This is a genomic window from Thermogutta terrifontis (genome assembly GCF_002277955.1).
In the GTDB taxonomy this organism is placed as follows: domain Bacteria; phylum Planctomycetota; class Planctomycetia; order Pirellulales; family Thermoguttaceae; genus Thermogutta; species Thermogutta terrifontis.
In genome coordinates, this window is record NZ_CP018477.1 from 3,111,435 (window position 1) to 3,128,103 (window position 16,669).

Consider the following 16,669-nt stretch of genomic DNA (forward strand, 5'->3'; position numbering starts at 1 on the left):
AGGAGCGTTGCCCGGCATGGTGTACTGTCGCGGTGTGCGAGGCGCAACAACTGCCGATGCCAATACTCCCGAAGCCATCCTAGAAGCAACCCGACAGTTGCTGGCCCTGATGATCCGTCAAAACGGGATCAAACCGGAAGACATCGCCAGCGCGATTTTCACCACCACACCTGATTTGAATGCGGAGTTTCCTGCCCTGGCTGCCCGTCAGTTGGGATGGATGAACGTGGCCATGCTCTGTGGCCACGAGCTGGATGTCCCCGGGGCCCTGCCGCGGTGTATCCGGGTCCTCATTCACTGGAACACCACAAAAAAAGCCGAGGAAATCGTCCATGTGTACATCAAGGGGGCCGAGAAACTTCGGCCGGACCTGTCCTACCTCCCCCCTGTAGACTGGGAGGAACTCGAACGATGGATTCAGGCCCATCTGAATCGGGAAGCAAAACCGAGCGGTCGGGCAGACCCGGCTTCCAGCTCCGTGACCGGGAAACTGTCCCTGGCGGTTGGGGAGCACCCCGATGGTGCATCCCCGCAGGCAAGTTCCTCACCTTCCGAGCCGCGCGGGAAGTGAGACGGCACTCCGTCATAGACCTCTCCCATGGTTCAGGAATGTTCGCCCGATCGCGGCCCTAGGGTCACCGCCCCCTGGCCCTGGTGATCTTTCACCATCACAGGGCAGGATTTCACCCGGCCTGCCTTTGAGCCATAATGGGCTGTAAAAGCGAACCCGCCGGGGCAGTCTGGAGTATAGCAAACAAGAGAGTTGCGTTGATCAAGTTATTAGAAAACCCGTGAATCTTCACATATAAACGTGACCACCATGGCGGAAACGGCATATCCCCTTCCTCAAGCACTGTTACGTCTTTTGAAAGAGGACCCCCGATACAAACTCGACGCTTATCTCTTTGTCTTTCAGGCCCTGGACTATGCCCGCAAATTGGGCATGGGCCGCGAAGCTCCCAGTGAGCCTCTTCCTGAAGACGTCCGTCAGGAGGCCCAACGACTCGGGCTGGAAGCTTCACCGGAAGAAGAGGAGGAGGCGCGACATGTCTCCGGACAGGAACTCTGCGAGGCTGCCCGCCTCTACGCCACGGAGCAATACGGCTATCTGGCCAAAACAGTCCTTAACAGCTGGGGCATCTACTCCACCAGCGATTTCGGGGAGATTGTGTACAACCTCATCCGCGTTGGACTCATGCGAAAGACGCGAGAGGACCGACGCGAGGATTTCGATAACGTTTACGATTTTGAGGAAGTATTCTGCCGTAATTATCAGTTTGCCCGACCTAACAGAACACGTCCCGTTGAATGAACCCCTCAGCAAAAGCACCACGCAAGGCGACCGGATCTCAGCCTCCCGTACAAACACCGGGCAAAGCCGAGCGGGGAACACAAGGCGATCCCGCCGGGCGGAAGCCAACTCTCTGGGAGCGGGTTCGCCTTGCCCTGATGAGCGTCGTTCTTTTTCTCTGGATCGCAGCGCTCGTCGCGCTCGCCATCCTCACGTCGTAGAGAATCGCGGTGACTTCAGGAGCCGAGCTTTTGCACCACGTAGGGGTGGGGGCGTTTGCGGACCACCGTTGCAGAGATGATTTTGTCTGGTTCCGGGGGATTTGGTGCCTGCGGATCGCGCGGCTGAAGCTTTTCCACCACATCCATCCCGGAAATGACACGGCCAAAAACCGTGTGCTTGCCATTGAGATGGCTCGTCGGCATATAGGTGATGAAAAACTGTGAGCCGTTGGTGTTTGGTCCCGCATTGGCCATACTCAGGCTCCCACGAAAGTGCAGTCGTGCATTGGGTGCGTTGCACTCATCGGCAATCTTATAACCGGGGCCGCCGGTCCCATCGCCCTTGGGGCAACCAGCCTGGGCCATAAACCCAGGGATGACGCGATGGAATGTCAATCCATTGTAGAACCCCTGCTCCACCAGGGTGATGAAGTTCGCCACGGTGTTGGGGGCTTCATTCTCGAATAGTTCCAGAAGGATGTCGCCTTTGGTGGTCTTCAGTAGAACTCGGGGAAGGTCGTCGGCCTTAGCCTCGGCCTGCCGCTTCTGCTCCTCGATCGGCTTCTGCTTGGCGTAGAAATCAGCGGCCTCCCGCAGAGCAGTGACCTGATCGTCCTTGATGCCCAACTCTTCGATCTTCTTGAAATAGTTCGTCGCCTTTTCGAAATCCTCCAAGGCAAACGCCGCTTTCCCGGCCGCCAGGTAGGCTACGGGTGATTTAACGTTGTTCTTTAGGAGCTTTTCCGAAAGGGCCAGAGCCTCCTGAAATTTACCAGAATCCCCATCGTCCAGTGCCACTTCCAGCAGAAGATCCACCAGGTCTCCCTCGGTTTGCGGATTTTCATCATACGCGGCTTCCGCCGCCGCAATCAGCCCTGGCAGCTTCTTTTGCGCTTCGTCCACCAGTTTTTCGTACTGCTGGCGGAGCTGGGACATTTCTGCCGGGTTTGCGTTGGGATACTTCATGCGGATTTCCCGAATTTGAGTCAACAGAGCCACCCATTCCGCGAGAGCCTTACGGAACGCCTCGGCCTTGGGGCCGGAGGGAATGGTCGCAGCGGAAGGTGGAGAAGCGGGTTCGGCCAGCGCTGTGAGGGCCTTCAGTCGATAGCCGACCGCAATAACCCCCGCGGCCAGCAAAATCGCAACGACAACAAATCCCAGACGTTTCATGAACTCATTCCTTTCTCTTAACACTGGACGGCAAGAAACTTACAGATCTGCCGTCAACGTATCACAGGTTGCCTCCTTTGAACAGGCCACCCATCTGAATAGATCACCCGTCTGGTTGTGTGGCACGAAAAATGGAAAGCTCCTAACCTGCCGAGTGATGAGCGACCTCGGCCTTTGCGGAGGCAAAGTCTCCATTTTCCGGAAAAAAGGAGCGCAGTTCGCCCTTTGCACTGGCGTCCTCAAACAAGAAAGCTGACGATACCTTCCCAATGGGAGGATCGACTGGACCGGTGACGTGGGCCGCTCACGGGGTGGGAGGACCGATGCCTGTTTTGAAGCGGGCATTAGCTTCGGCCCGAACAGCGGCACCCGCCGCCTCGCGGGCAGCATGTCGAGCTAGGATCCCCGCTCGCGCATCCACGGCGAAATCGGCTGCCCGACCTCGTTTGATCGCCCGATCGAACTCGCGAAACACCTCGACCACTTCGGCTCTAATCGCCTTTTCCAGCTCTTCTATTTTTCCCAGTTCATCGGCTACGAGGGCTGCGTATTGTCGCACCCGGGCTTGCTCCTCCGCCTCGGTGATCGCCGCCACCAGTCTCACCGTGGGTTTTTCTCCGTTCCAGGTCACATAACAACTCTCCACCACGGTGTTGGCCCTCCACGTTTCTACGTATCGAGGCCAGTACGGTGGATCGGAATCAAAAACACACACCAGGCCCTGCCGGCGACCGCGGACAAATTCCACGAGAAAGCTCGGTTGACCTTGGTCGTCGAGCACGACAAACGGTCCTTCCCGGGAACCCTGCCGGTAGTTTGCGATGACGTAGGGGTTTCCTTGGTGGAACAGCACGAGTGGGCCTTCCAGCAGTCCCTGGTAGAATCCCGCCGCAAATTGCATCCGGTCATTGTCGTCGTAACATACGTAAAACCCGATTCGGGTCTTCACCTGCAGGTTGATTTTGAAATCCCCTTTGCGGTACACGATGACAGCGGCCTTCAGAATGATCTCCTGCCAGTTGCCCGGAGGCCGAATCTTTCCCGCCTGGAACACAGCTCCGGAAGGGAGCACCACATCCGGACACGAGTAGATCTCGAACGGGTAACCGGGAAGACTGATCAGGTCCGCATTCCCTCCTGGTTGCATGGGCGCAAATCCCGGTGGTAGTCCCGGTTGTGCAGGCGCGACACCAACCGGTCCGGCGAGTGCAGGTTGGGGTGCCTTCTGCCTGGGCAGCGGAAGCATAACCACTTGCGGCCTCATCATGCGGGTTTTTATTTCGGGCGATGCCAGCGCAAAATTGAGATTCTGGGCCAACCGCGCGTTGAATCCAGCCGTGTTCATGCCCACCACGCGTCCTTGCTCATCGACGAGCGGACCACCACTGTTGCCCGGTGAAATCGGTGCTGTCGTTTGGATCCAATTCGCGGCCTTCTTCTGCACGGGTTCATCAAAGCTACCGTCCGCCACCACCTGGCGAATTTCTTCCGTAGTCCGCACCGCACTCACGATCCCCTCGCTCAAACTCCCCTCAAGTCCCCGCGGGGCACCGTAGGCGAACACCCGTTCGCCGACTTCCGGCAGATCTTCCCGGAGTTCCAGCGCGTCAGGCAAGCCGACCCCCTGAATGTCCAGAATGGCGAGATCATATTCGGGCAAAAGTTGGCCCATGGTCACGGGAATTTCCTGGCCCGTTGAAAGTTTCACGCGTATGTTCCAGTTATCCAGAACGACGTGGGCGTTTGTGACGACGTACTTTTTCCCCAGCGGCGTTTGCACGAAAAATCCACTTCCCAAACCGGATTCTCCCTCCACGACCACCGTCGCCGCCTGGACCTTCTTCAACCACGGGAGCTTGCCAGCCTGGGCCGGAACCACCTGTTCACCGCCGTCCGGCTTCACTGGAAAAGCATCACCGACACCTCGCTGCCCGGGTTGGCCAAAGGGATTTTGCTGAGCAGGCTCCGGCCCCCGCGGACCGACATTCTGCGGCATGGGAATTCGGTCGGGGACTCCTTGATCTTCTGCTGCCTGTCGAGGCCCCACAGGCCCCTGGGGAGCAGGGCGATCCAGCTTTTCTTTCGCAGGTTGTGCTGCCCCCTGACGTGGAAGCCGCGCACGCTGGGCGACTTCGCCTCGCTCCTTGCGGGGACTGAGCGCCATCCAAATGATCAGCCCCACTGCGCACAGGAGAGCCGTCCCCAGGCCGATCAAAATCGCCAGCGATTCCTGTGACAGCCGGTTCTTCTTTCTGAGGGATCGGTAGGATGGTGCTCCCTGCGGCCAGTAAATCTGGCCATTTGCTGGAAACGCCCCACCGCCACTCCCGGCCAACATCGGCCCAAATTTTTCTCGCAAGGCCGCATCATAAGCCTGCTTGCGAACCGGATCGATGAGGGTTAATCGGGCCTGAACGATTTGGTTGATAAGTTGTTCGGCATAGCTTGCGTGGGGCCCGGTCGTTTTCGTCCTCAAAAACGCCAACCGTTGATCCACAGCAGCCTCAATGACCTGCGGATCGCTTTCAAACGGCCGGAGTCCCAGCAACCGGTAATAGCTAATGGGACGTTCGTGAGGCGGAATTCCCAGCCATACGTGATAGGGATCGAAGCTACCTTGCGGCGATGTCATCCGCACACCCCCTTTCCGAGAATGCCTTCCCACTCCGAAGTATCCCGGCACACCCGACGATACTACCACTTCAAGCCCTGTCTCTCAAGCCTGGCAAGTCCATTCTTCTATCCAGCCTGGACGGAACATGTCCAACCTGTGCGAAATTCTTAGTATTGGAGGCAGCGCCGGCCGGTTTGTGCCTGCTGACACGTTCCGGCGTTGGGAGCCTTTCAGTTTTGAAAAGGACGCAGAGGTCAAGACGGCGTTATTGCTTGTTGATGCGGAGGGCTAACACTACAGTGCAAGGTTAAGGCTACTCGCAGCGGATTAGACCTTTGACGTTGACGCCAATTTCTTGTGGGTTGCGAGGTGTTCGTTGGCAGTGGCTTTTGCGCGCCGCGGCTTTGCGTTACTGGATGCATTGCTTCCGCCCGGCGGTCTTCTCGCAGCTTTTGGGCAGCAGATCGGACAACTAGCCGTCCACATACACTGCAAGGCACGCCCGGGTATCCTGGGCAAAGCAAATTATCGATTTGTTTCAATTACTGCCGAAAGTGCGGCCGCAACCAGCAAGTCTGATCCGCATCCATGAGCAGGCCTCCTTGAGAGCGTCAATGGACCATAGTTTCCCACATTCGCCGATTTACGCAAGATCGTTCTTGCGCTGTAGTATTAGTGGCAACCGGTTATCCGTCCGCCAATTGGCAAAACATGCAGGTGGGCCACCTCCGCCAGCGTTACCTCTGGGGTTCAGCGGTGGATCAGATTTTGACCGAGGAAAATGTTGACAATGGGGCTGACGAAACCGTACAGTGGACCTTGACGGACCACCTGAACACGGTTCGGGACATTGCCAAGTATAATTCGGGCAGCGACATGACGACCGTGGTCAACCACCTCATCTATGATGCTTTTGGTCGGGTCACGTCGGAGAGTAATCCCGCGGTGGACTCCTTGTTCCTCTTCACCGCCCGACCGTTCGATAGTGACACCCAACTGCAAAACAACCTCAACCGCTGGTACGATGCCCGTGTCGGCCGCTGGCTGAGCGAGGACCCGATCGGCTTCGCCGGCGGCGATGGGAATTTGTATCGGTATATCCAGAATTCGCCCAGTGGTGCCGTTGATCCTGACGGATTGCGGGGAACGGTAGCACCCCCGCTTCCCGTCCGTCCGGGTCCGTCGCCTGTTCGGCCGGGCGTACCGCCAAGGCCAGCTTTGCCTCGTCCTAGGCCTATCGCCCCGGGGATGCCTGAGATCAACTGGCCTCCTAGCTATCCTCCCGTAAGCTCGGAAGAGATTCCCCCCAGTTACACCCCCCTGCCTCCTGGGTGGGAGGAAGGCCCTGGCCCGTCCCTAGTGCCCGCGCCCGGAACGCAGGAATGGGAGGCGTACGCGAAGAGGTGCTGGGAGATATACAAGCGGAGAATGGAATGCAGGATACTCCATGATGACTTTTATAAACCGCTGCAAGACCTGGGAGGAAACTATCGTAATGAAAGGGAATGTGCCAAGGTCGCACGCAAGTGCAGCGCTATCTACTGGGAGGTGCAGGGACGGAAAGCCTACCTCGACAAAGGCTGCGACTACGTGCTACCCGGCAGTATCAAAAAAGGATCGGAAAAGCAGGAAGCAAACCATCGCATAGAATTGGAGAATAAGCAACAAGCTTTGAAGAACTGTTGGAACCACTACCGCCAGCTCGGTTGTGGCGAGCCTCCCGAGCCAACACCCTACCGTGAGCTGTTAGGCAGGGACCCGTTTGCTCCGCTACGTTTACCTTGGAAATGGTGGTAATCTGCTCTTTATAGGCACAGTGCGCGGTCAATCAGTTAGGGTCGTAAGGTTAATGGGGGCAGATCGATGTTCGCGTCTCCCCTCAACACGGTTCCGCGGAGCCCTGAATATGAGTAGAGCAGAGCCGTATCCCGATCGAGACTGGTTCGCGGTGAACACCGGACGGGTAGATGCCGATTACCTGGCGTTCCTGGCCGAGAGGGTGCCAAAGGATTTAGTGAAGCAGTTGTACGAAGATGCCCTGCCCGATATCTATTTGGATCGAAGGCCGCCAGAGACTTTAGTGGAACCTCTTTCCTCCGGTGTCTTTCCGCAAGATGAGAAGGAACGCTGGGAGATTGAAAACCTTCTTCGGTATGTGACCTGGAATTATGACACTAGTGAGCGCTGGGGCGAGTACGAAGATCCGTTCAAAATAGTCTACTCCATGTCGCTCTATTTGCATTGCTATATTCTGGGCTACAAGGACCCGCCCCCGAACCCATATTTGACTGCGTTGCGGCTATTGGTGACTGCGGCTGGGAAGCTAGATTTTCAGACACGGCTTCAGGTGTGCCGGTTTTTGGGTTCGCGCATCACCATGCTTCCGCCAGACCCGAACGACTGCGTGGGCGCGGTGTCCGGGCTGGTATGGGCGATTGCAGTCCTTCTGGGCAGTCTGGTTGAAAACGTGGCTGCTTTCGGAGAGGTGATTGCGAACGAAGAGAACATTAAAGAGAAGTGGCACAAAGGGGAGGAATACATGGACCCGGAGAGGGTCAAAAAGATAGAGCAGTTGCTTCGGGAGATGTACGGAGCCCAGGGTAGGGTGCTTCGTGCTGCCGACCAGTTGGTTAGCGCGTTGGGCGGCCCAGATAACCCCGAGACACGAAACGATGATACAGGCTCGTGACCGCGTCGTTGCTCGCCGTGTGCATGTCCATTCTGGGTAGTCCTTGGCACGCCGCGAACAGCGGGAGACCAACTCGGGCAACATGCAGCTGGGCCACCTGCGGCAGCGTTACCTCTGGGGCCCGGCGGTGGATCAGATTTTCGCTGAGGAAAATGTTGACAACAGGGCTGACGAAACCGTACAGTGGACCTTGACGGACCACCTGAACACGGTCCGGGACATCGCCAAGTACGATTCGGGCAGCGACATGACCATCGTGGTCAACCATCTGATCTACGACGCCTTTGGCAGAGATACCGGGGAGAGTAATTTTTCTTGAATACGCGGTTTCGTGATCTTCGTCGGGTGGCCCTTTATTCGTGCTGGCACGTCTCGCGTCGTGCGGTCACGGATATTTACTCAGTTTTACAGCGAAGACGCCATTTAAAACGGCTTCTGAAGACATTTTCGCCCCGGTTTCGGGGTTACGTGGCCGGGCGCCAGGCAAACCGAAAGCTCACGTCGTCGGCTCCCTCCAAAGTCTTTCCACCTTCGTCTTTTTGATTGGGGCCCACCGAGTAGATGACGCAGTGGTCACTCCCCGTCACCACATGGAACGGCGTTCCGCTGTAAGGGTCCAGGACCACGTCTTTGGGTAAATTGAGTTTGTTCGGATCGAGCAGATGTTGACCGGATTCTGCTATTTCCTGGGCGGGAGTGTGGAGGATCGCCAAAGCGACAAGGCACTCACGGCGACGCGTCTCGACGGCGAAGGCCTCGTTGACGCAGCGACGCACGGTGGGAATGACCATCTTAACCGCATCGGCCTCGGCAGGCAGACCGCTGGCCTCAAGTGCAGAGGTGACCGCAGAATAACTCGCCTGCTCAACGTCTCTCACAAGCCGCTCGAATAAATCCAGATAACCGAGGTAAACCTGGTTCCAGCGAAACCGCGTCCACAGAGAATTGCGACCCGGATATCGAGCCAGAAGGCTCAAGCCCAAGGCCCGATCGACCACCAAGGCCCTGGCGCACGCTTCAAGGGGGCGCGTGTCCAAAAGGGACTGGCGGAGAACGGCCATTTCTTCGACCTCGTTGGGGTGGCCCAGGATGACCTCGCAGAGGTCGATCGCGTCGGCGTCGGCCCGCAGGGCGGAATTGCAGGGCATGCTCCCCGGATACGTACCGATCCACTGGCCCAGTTTCTGTAAATACTGTGCAGCCCGAAGAACCTCGCGAGTGTTTCCTAATTCCCCATTGAACAGCCCCCAGTAGCGGAGCATCCGCGCAACAACATCCGCGTCCTGAACAACACGGACGGACCACCTGAGGTGCTCTTCCGGGGTCGGTTCACCCGCCGGAGGAACCGGTGGAGGCGGATTTTGCAGGAACTGCTCGACGAGCTCGAGAAACGTGCCATGCTTCTGGAAAGCCTCCGCGACACGCTCTCGTCCTGCCTCGGTGAGATGGCCGTTTTCGTCCATGAGGGCGGGCGCGTAGGAGTTTTCCACGATCTTGCGAATCTCATTCGCATAGTTACGACCTCGGCAAACCGCGTGTCCTGGGTTTTTTCGCCGCCAGCGTCCGTGAATCGCCATAGTTCTTCCACCGAGGTTGGTTCGCCCGCCTGCCGCAGAGCTAGCAGCTTCGATTCGATCCGTTTGTCGCCCAACGCGATGAGCCAGACGTAACCCCCGGCGGCAATCAGCAAAAAGGCGATGATGAGGCCCACCACAAGGGCCGCACGCGTTGCACGTTGCATCGTTTCCCAATCCTTCTGATTGCGGATTCCAAACAAAGGAACAGACACGCGAACAGCTAACAGTATATTTTTGAACTGCCAAATGCAACGCCGGGGATCCCGCCCACAGGAGATTGGCCGTCAAACATCAGTGCGGAGTCTGCTTCTTGCCCAATTCGTCCAATCCGTAGCGACGGATCTTGCGTTCCAGGGTGGAACGCTCGATGCCGAGGATCTGGGCCGTTCGGCTTTTGTTCCAATTGGTGTGTCGCAGGGTAGCGAGAATGTGCGCCCGTTCGAGCTCCTCCAGTGAACAGGGGCGATAACCGCGTTCCTGAATGAGGGCCTCGGCCGTGTCACCGGTGGTCGGCAAGGTGGAAAGCAGCAGGTCATCCACATCGATATAATCCCCGCGACAGAGGACCACCGCTCGCTCGATGACGTTTTTAAGCTCCCTCACATTCCCTGGCCAGCGATACGAGGTGAGCCGTTCCATGGCCTGAGTGGTGAAGCCTTTAATCTTGCGGCCGGTCTCTTCGCGGAACTTGTTGAGGAAGTAATAAGCCAGTTCAGGGATATCTTCGATCCGTTTCCTCAGCGGTGGCACAACGATTTCCAAGACCCGCAGCCGGAAGAACAAGTCTCTGCGAAACCGTCCCGCAGCCACTTCCTGCTCCAGGTCGCGGTTCGTGGCGGCAATGACCCGGACGTCTACCTTGATGGGCTTGCTTCCGCCCACCCTTTCAAACGGATGCCCCTCCAACACTCGCAGAAACTTGGCCTGGATGCTGGGGCTCATCTCGCCGATTTCGTCGAGCATGAGCGTTCCCTGGTGGGCCAGCTCGAACTTCCCAATTTTGCGTTCATAGGCGCCTGTGAAGGCCCCTTTCTCGTGTCCAAAGAGCTCGCTGGCCAGAAGTTCCTCAGACAGGGCAGCGCAGTTGATGCAGACGAACGGTCCACTGCGTCGCGGGCTGGAATAGTGGACGGCCCGGGCCACGAGTTCCTTTCCCACCCCACTTTCCCCCCGGATAAGAACCGTAGCTTTACTGGCCGCCGCGCGAGCGATTTCCTCGTTGATTTTCCTGATCGCTTCACTTCGCCCGATCAACTCGCTGTGGACACCCAGCCGCTCGCGAAGCTGCACGTTCTCCGTCTTGACCTGAGTGAGATTCTCCGCCAATTCCTCCTGCCGGTTGAGGTTCGCGAGAGCCACGGCGAGGGTGTCCGCCGCTGCCAGCGTGAACTCGAGATCCTCGGGAGAAGGACCACGGCTCGTATCGGTGGAGTAAAGATGGATCACGCCAAGAGCCCGCTTTCCCTGCCGCACCGGGGCACAGATGACGCTCGTGGCGTGGATTTCCCCGCGACTATCCCGGCTGCCGATGGCGCTATCGTCGAGGACGTTACGGGCCAAAACTGCCTCTCCCTCCCGAAGCACCGTGCTTGCCAGGAAATTGGAAACCCTGTGGTAGGGCCATTGCGATGTTGTCTTGGAAGCGACCACGTGGAGGTCGCTGCCCGTGGGATTCCCCACGAAATCGCGAGGGACCAATAACACGGCGCCCCCGTCCACGGCCGTCATTTCAAACAAGGCTTCCAGAGTGAGTTCTGCCATCCGCACGGCGGTGGGCGCCTTGCCCAGCTCGAACGCGAGGCGGCACAACCGCGCGGCAGCTCGGCCGGCTTCTTCGAGGCTCAGTTCCTCGCGATTCTCCGATTCGAGAAGCCGGGTTCGATTCCGCCGATGGGTGATGGTGGTGGGCTCGTATTCGCCGAGAACCTCCTCGTCGCTTTCGGAGGGGGCCTTCTCGGACGCCTGGGGAGTATCGAGAACCGGCTCCCGTCCCGGTATGGTGCCCGTTTCCGGGAAAGCGTCGCTGAGATGTTTGACGAAAACGAGCTGAGACCGCCCGATGCGGATGACATCGCCAGACTGCAAGGGCCAATCCGTCTTGATGAGCTGGTTGCCGACAACCGTGCCGTTCCGACTCTCCAGATCGCGGATGACCCACCGGCCCTCGGACATGAAGACTTCCGCGTGGCTGCGGCTGCAGCGTTCGTCTTTGATGACGATCTGGTTTGTCGGCGCCCGACCGATCGTGATCACCTGGCCCGGGACGAGACGAAACACGTCCGTCCACTTCGAGCCTTCACGGATGACGAGGTAGGCAACGTCCGACAATGGTCAACCCTCGCTCTCGTTGGTGCAGACCGAAAACCGCGTCCGAAAACCGCCTTACATTCTATTTTCATTCTAATGGTTTTCCTCGCGATTCGGAGCGCATTACCAGGAGCGGTTCTGAAGCGGAGAAACGCGTCTTTGCCGGAATGCTGGGGTTCCTGGTGGCAACGCCGCGTTTCCCTGAGACGAACCACGGACCGGGATCCGTCCTTTGCCAGGGGGTGACGGAATAGAGTGTTGGCTCCCGCGGCTTCCCGGCAGATTCGCTAATTCCTGCGACGCTGGTGGAGCCGTGAACTGAGCCACAGCCTGAAAACGGGGAACTTTCAGGCAAAAATTGTCAACCAAAAAGGGGATGCAAAAGAAAGTTGAAAACCCCGCGGCAGCCAATTAGCCTAAAATTGTAGTGGCTCAGTATGGAAGTAATTCCTCAACCAAAGCGTCCTTGGGAACCGGGAAAATCGGCAGAGAGTACCCTGCTGCTCAAATTGCTGTCGAAATTGCTGCTGTCATTGTGACGAAAAGTTTACTTTACCGCGTGGTTTGGGAGATTTTCGTATGATTCGCGTGCGGGGAATCGGTCGTCGGGTGGGCTTGCTTACCGCTTTAGCAGCCTTGCTAGCCGTGGGCACCTGGTTGGGCCAGGCTCAGGCACAAACCAACAATACAGGGGGAGCCGTGCTGGCAACCCGAGCGGTTGGAGGAGTCATTATCGACCAGTCCGGCGTGATTCGCTCGGCGTCACGGCAGGATCTTCAGGAATTGGCCAAAACCTGGCAGCAGTTCCATCGCGATCTCCCTGAGGAGTTGCGGCGGCCGTCGGCCAGCCTGGCGATCTCCCTCAAATCGCTGGACGCTGAGCTCGCCCGTTCCATGCGGGAGGGTACACCCCTTCCGGAAGAGGTTTGCTTCCTCGGCGGCCTGACACGGATCGATTACGTGCTCGTTTATCCCGATAAGCAGGACATCATCATCGTGGGTCCTGCCGAGCCGTGGCGGCTCCACGAAAAAGGCTATCCAGTGGGAACACAGACCGGCAAGCCGATCATGTTACTGGATGACCTAGTAGTGGCCTTGCGGGCGGCATTTCAGCCGCAGCGAACGGTCATCAGCTGCTCCATCGATCCCACGGCCGAGGGCATTCAACGCCTCAACGCCTTCGTTCGCGCACGCCGGGGAAATGTGGATCCGGTGGCATTTGCCCGAGCTCTCGAAGAGACCATTGGCCCGCAGGTTGTCACGCTCACAGGTGTCCCGGAATCCACCCATTTTGCCCGCGTCCTCGTGGCGGCCGACTTCCGCATGAAGCAGATCTCCATGGGTGCGGAGCCCGCGCCGGTGCCGGGGCTGCCGAGCTTTGTTTCGCTGGTGGCCAGTTCCGGCTTCCGGCCGAATAACATGATGCCCCGATGGTGGCTTGCACCGGACTATGAGCCGCTGGCCCGCGACGAAGCAGGTTTAACGTGGAAGTTCCAGAAGGCGGCCGTCAAAACAATGGCCGAGGCAGATCTCTACAACAGCCAGGGTGAACGTGTGAAGACCGAGGAAGCGGCTCCAATTTATCGCAAATGGGCCGAACTGATGACCACGCGGTATGAGGAGCTCTCCAAGGCTGATCCGGTGTTTGGGCAGGTTCGCAACTGCATGGACCTCGCCACCCTGGGTGCTCTCATTGCCCAGGAAAGACTGCTCGAGAAGGCTCAGCTTTCTCTGCCGGCCCTTCTGGGTGAAGACGTTGTGGCCACTGCCAAATTGACCCCCGCCCGTCATGTCTCGCCGACCGCGGTCTTCGCCAGGATTCGCGGCGGCACGATGTTCGTGACCGGCGGTGTGCAAATCAATGCCTGGGAAATCGTCTCCAAGCAGGTCAATCGGCCGGAGCTTGCTGCCGCGAGAGCGAGTCTGCCCGTGCCCAGCGGGAGTTGGTTCGCGAATTGAGGGCAACCAGTTCGGCGATATTTGAAGGCGAATACACCTCCAGAAGGCGTGGTCCTAGTGCAGGCCACGCCTTTTAATTTTTGTCGAGAAAAAGCGACATTTTGCTTTTCAACTTACGCTGGGTTTGGACGCCGGCATACGGCGATCCAGCCGTTCGCGCGCATCCAGCCGAAAAACCATGGGAAAGGCAACGGCTCACGCCTCCCCACAGCGAGGGGAATGAGCTCCTCGATAACCAGTCCCGCACTCCGCAAATCTTGAACAAATTCACGGCGAGTAAAAGCGTGAACGAAAACGTTGGGGATGCCATGATACTCAAAAAATTTATCGCCAAACTCGGTGCGGCGGAGAATACGGGCTTCCACCCAGTGGGGAATCAACCAGTCGCGACCGCCGGGTGTCAGGGCATGAAACCACACATTGTGAACATGGACGATGAATTTTCCGCCCGGTGTCAGAATCCGCGCCACGTGCCGCAGCACCTGGCGGCGTGCCTGCCGCCCTCTCACCATGCCCAGCGTGCTGAAGAGACAGAGACAGTAATCGGCGATCGAGTCTTTGAGACACCCCAGCTCCACTATATTTGCGTGAATTGCCCAAACATTGCATCCTTCCTGTTTTGCTTTCTCGCGGAGGCGGACCAGCATTGGTCGGGATAGGTCGACTCCGATTCCGACAAATCCCCGCTTGACGAGAGGGATGACCGCCCGGCCGGTGCCACATCCCAGGTCCACCACCACGCCTGGCCGGCGGCAATGCCGTGCAATGACCTGCTGGTCAAAAACGGTGAGGTCGTTTCCCGAGATGGTGTCGTCATACTCTTCAGCGATATGGGGGGCCTGCGCGTATTCCCATACGCCCTTGGGAACCCCGGCAGGTAATTGCCAACTGGGAGGCGAATTCATGACATGAGTTACTGTGGACACGTCGCGCTCCCGTTGTGTCGTCCCCCCTTTTCCTCTGCCGTCGGAAAGAAACCCGAACCTCGCCGAGACCTTCGGCAGGGGTGAAAGTCAGTTCGGAGGGACCTGCCTGTCAGGTCCGCATTGTGACGTTGGACAATCCAAATCATGGACCGATCTTTCTCCACGCGGTTCAATTCCCGTAAAAACGTAAGGGCAATTCATGAGTTGTCCCTACCGCACGCCATGCCCTTAAGCTCCGATAAATCCTTCCAAAAAGTGGGAATGGGCCAGGCGTCCGGTGGTTGTTAAGCTGGCGTTCCTATAATATAATCAAGCGTTTTAAGGGCTCCGAGGGACAATGGGTTGAGTTTACTGCCAAGTGGCGTTTCGTGTCAGGAAAGGAGAAAGCTGTGGCTGTCCGAGTTGGAATCAATGGGTTTGGCCGCATTGGTCGTCTGGTCGTCCGCCGCATGATGCAGAAGCCGGGTGTCTTCCAGGTGGTCGGCGTGAATGACATTACAGACGTGAAGACCCTGGCAATGCTCTTCAAGTACGACAGCGTGCACCGCACTTACCCGGGAACCGTCGAATATGACGATAAGCACATCATCATCGACGGTCAGAAAATCCCCGTGATGGCCGAGAAAGACCCCACGAAACTCCCATGGAAAGACCTCGGCGCCGATATCGTCGTGGAGAGCACGGGGGTCTTCACCAGCCGCGGCGGGGATGGAAAACCGGGCTACGCTTCCCACCTGGAAGCGGGCGCCAAGAAGGTTGTTCTCAGTGCTCCGGCCAAGGACAATCCCGACCTCACCTGTGTGTTGGGCGTTAACGATGATCAGCTCAAGCCCGAACACACGTGCATCTCCAACGCGAGCTGCACGACCAACTGCCTGGCACCGGTTGCCAAAGTCCTCCATGAGAAATTCGGCATTGTGCGGGGGCTGATGACGACCGTCCACGCCTACACCAATGACCAGCGGGTGCTCGATTTGCCCCACAAGGACCTCTATCGGGCGCGGGCGGCTGCCCTGAACATCATTCCCACTTCCACCGGTGCGGCCAAGGCAGTGGGATTGGTTATTCCTGAGCTCAAAGGCAAGCTCACGGGGATCGCCATGCGTGTTCCGGTCCCAACGGGCAGTGTTGTGGACCTTGTCGCCGAACTGAAGCGGCCCGTCGAGGCTGCCGAGGTCAATGCGGCGATCAGGGAGGCCGCTGAGGGTAAGCTCAAGGGGATTCTCCAGTACACCGAAGACCCCATTGTGTCCAGCGACATCATCGGCAACCCACACAGCTCCATCTTCGTCGGCCCGTGGACGCAGGTGATGGAAGGGTCGATGGTGAAGGTTGTCGCCTGGTACGACAACGAGTGGGGTTACAGCTGCCGGACTGCGGACCTCGTGGAACGCCTCGGCCAGATGCTCTGAGTCTTGATCAGTTCTAGCGGCCCTGGCTTCTGCCAGAACGGTCCAGGCTGAGTTGAGATTCTATCGTTGAATCACGTGGAGGACGGATCATTCGGTGGTCCGTCCTTATTTTATTGCTGACCCATCCCCGCTTTTTGTTATGGACCTGTGAGAATCCAACGGTCTGGCGTAGGGGCGATTCATGAATTGCCCGTGCCGTTAAACTGGAATTGAACTGAACGGACGAAAATCGGTTCGTGAATTGGATTCTCCAAGGTCCCAATGTGGCCCCAACAGGCAAGTCTTCGAGCTGACTTTCACGGCCGCAAAAGTCTCGGGAAGGTGCGGAGTCTTTACTGGGTGCGGAGGAAAAGCGGGGATGACTTGGGTTTTTGTGATTGGCAAAAACTTGAAAAACTTTGTCAGTTTGGGCGACCTGGAGGCGAACCTTGCCCCGCAGTCCCAAGTGCGGCTATGGGGGACCTGTCGGGACGACCTGGCTTATCTTCTTCCAATGAGTC

The 16,669-nt window shown here is 57.9% G+C and carries 13 protein-coding genes; 8 read left to right on the forward strand and 5 right to left on the reverse strand.

The genetic code is table 11. The annotated features are described in order from the left end of the window. Nucleotides 1-16: 16 nt before the first annotated feature. From aroH to THTE_RS11610, 3 genes are all read left to right on the forward strand, one after another. Nucleotides 17-571 (forward strand): chorismate mutase, encoded by a 555-nt coding sequence (gene aroH / locus THTE_RS11600; protein WP_095415592.1) that lies wholly within the window; start codon nucleotides 17-19, stop codon nucleotides 569-571. A gap of 249 nt (nucleotides 572-820) precedes the next feature. Beyond that, nucleotides 821-1,312, forward strand: coding sequence for a Minf_1886 family protein (locus tag THTE_RS11605; RefSeq protein WP_095415593.1), 492 nt, complete (start codon nucleotides 821-823; stop codon nucleotides 1,310-1,312). After that, nucleotides 1,309-1,512 (forward strand): hypothetical protein, encoded by a 204-nt coding sequence (locus THTE_RS11610; RefSeq protein WP_095415594.1) that lies wholly within the window; start codon nucleotides 1,309-1,311, stop codon nucleotides 1,510-1,512. The genes THTE_RS11605 and THTE_RS11610 overlap by 4 nt, the downstream gene beginning before the upstream one ends. Before the next feature lie 15 nt (nucleotides 1,513-1,527). Here the strand turns inward: THTE_RS11610 and THTE_RS18570 are convergent, their stop codons facing one another. Beyond that, nucleotides 1,528-2,685, reverse strand: a complete 1,158-nt coding sequence (locus THTE_RS18570; RefSeq protein ID WP_269467013.1) for a peptidylprolyl isomerase — start codon at nucleotides 2,683-2,685, stop codon at nucleotides 1,528-1,530. A gap of 304 nt (nucleotides 2,686-2,989) precedes the next feature. Further along, a complete protein-coding gene (locus THTE_RS11620) occupies nucleotides 2,990-5,317 on the reverse strand; it encodes a trypsin-like peptidase domain-containing protein (protein WP_095415595.1) in 2,328 nt (775 codons plus the stop codon). 657 nt (nucleotides 5,318-5,974) lie between these two features. Between THTE_RS11620 and THTE_RS11625 the strand changes: the two genes are divergently transcribed. The 3 genes from THTE_RS11625 to THTE_RS11635 all read left to right on the forward strand — a co-directional run bounded on the left by THTE_RS11625 (nucleotide 5,975) and on the right by THTE_RS11635 (nucleotide 8,307). Further along, nucleotides 5,975-7,096 carry an RHS repeat domain-containing protein gene (locus THTE_RS11625; RefSeq protein WP_095415596.1) on the forward strand — a complete coding sequence of 374 codons (1,122 nt, stop codon included), beginning with the start codon at nucleotides 5,975-5,977 and terminating at the stop codon, nucleotides 7,094-7,096. Between the two features lie 109 nt (nucleotides 7,097-7,205). After that, complete coding sequence (locus THTE_RS11630) at nucleotides 7,206-7,988, forward strand: hypothetical protein (protein ID WP_095415597.1); 783 nt, start codon at nucleotides 7,206-7,208, stop codon at nucleotides 7,986-7,988. An 82-nt stretch (nucleotides 7,989-8,070) separates the two neighbouring features. Continuing rightward, entirely contained in the window at nucleotides 8,071-8,307 is a 237-nt protein-coding gene (locus THTE_RS11635) for a hypothetical protein (protein ID WP_095415598.1), read from the forward strand. Between the two features lie 145 nt (nucleotides 8,308-8,452). Here THTE_RS11635 and THTE_RS11640 read toward each other — a convergent pair whose 3' ends face one another. After that, on the reverse strand, nucleotides 8,453-9,565 hold the full coding sequence (locus THTE_RS11640) for a hypothetical protein (protein WP_095415599.1): 1,113 nt from the start codon (nucleotides 9,563-9,565) through the stop codon (nucleotides 8,453-8,455). A gap of 291 nt (nucleotides 9,566-9,856) precedes the next feature. Continuing rightward, entirely contained in the window at nucleotides 9,857-11,893 is a 2,037-nt protein-coding gene (locus THTE_RS11645; protein WP_095415600.1) for a sigma 54-interacting transcriptional regulator, read from the reverse strand. 558 nt (nucleotides 11,894-12,451) lie between these two features. Between THTE_RS11645 and THTE_RS11655 the strand changes: the two genes are divergently transcribed. Continuing rightward, nucleotides 12,452-13,831, forward strand: coding sequence for a DUF1598 domain-containing protein (locus tag THTE_RS11655; RefSeq protein ID WP_095415602.1), 1,380 nt, complete (start codon nucleotides 12,452-12,454; stop codon nucleotides 13,829-13,831). A 113-nt stretch (nucleotides 13,832-13,944) separates the two neighbouring features. Here THTE_RS11655 and THTE_RS11660 read toward each other — a convergent pair whose 3' ends face one another. Then, a complete protein-coding gene (locus THTE_RS11660) occupies nucleotides 13,945-14,757 on the reverse strand; it encodes a class I SAM-dependent methyltransferase (protein ID WP_157732045.1) in 813 nt (270 codons plus the stop codon). Nucleotides 14,758-15,146: 389 nt separating this feature from the next. On the opposite strand from THTE_RS11660, the gene gap reads away from it, so the two are divergent. Further along, nucleotides 15,147-16,169, forward strand: coding sequence for a type I glyceraldehyde-3-phosphate dehydrogenase (gene gap / locus THTE_RS11665; protein ID WP_095415604.1), 1,023 nt, complete (start codon nucleotides 15,147-15,149; stop codon nucleotides 16,167-16,169). Nucleotides 16,170-16,669: the final 500 nt, after the last annotated feature.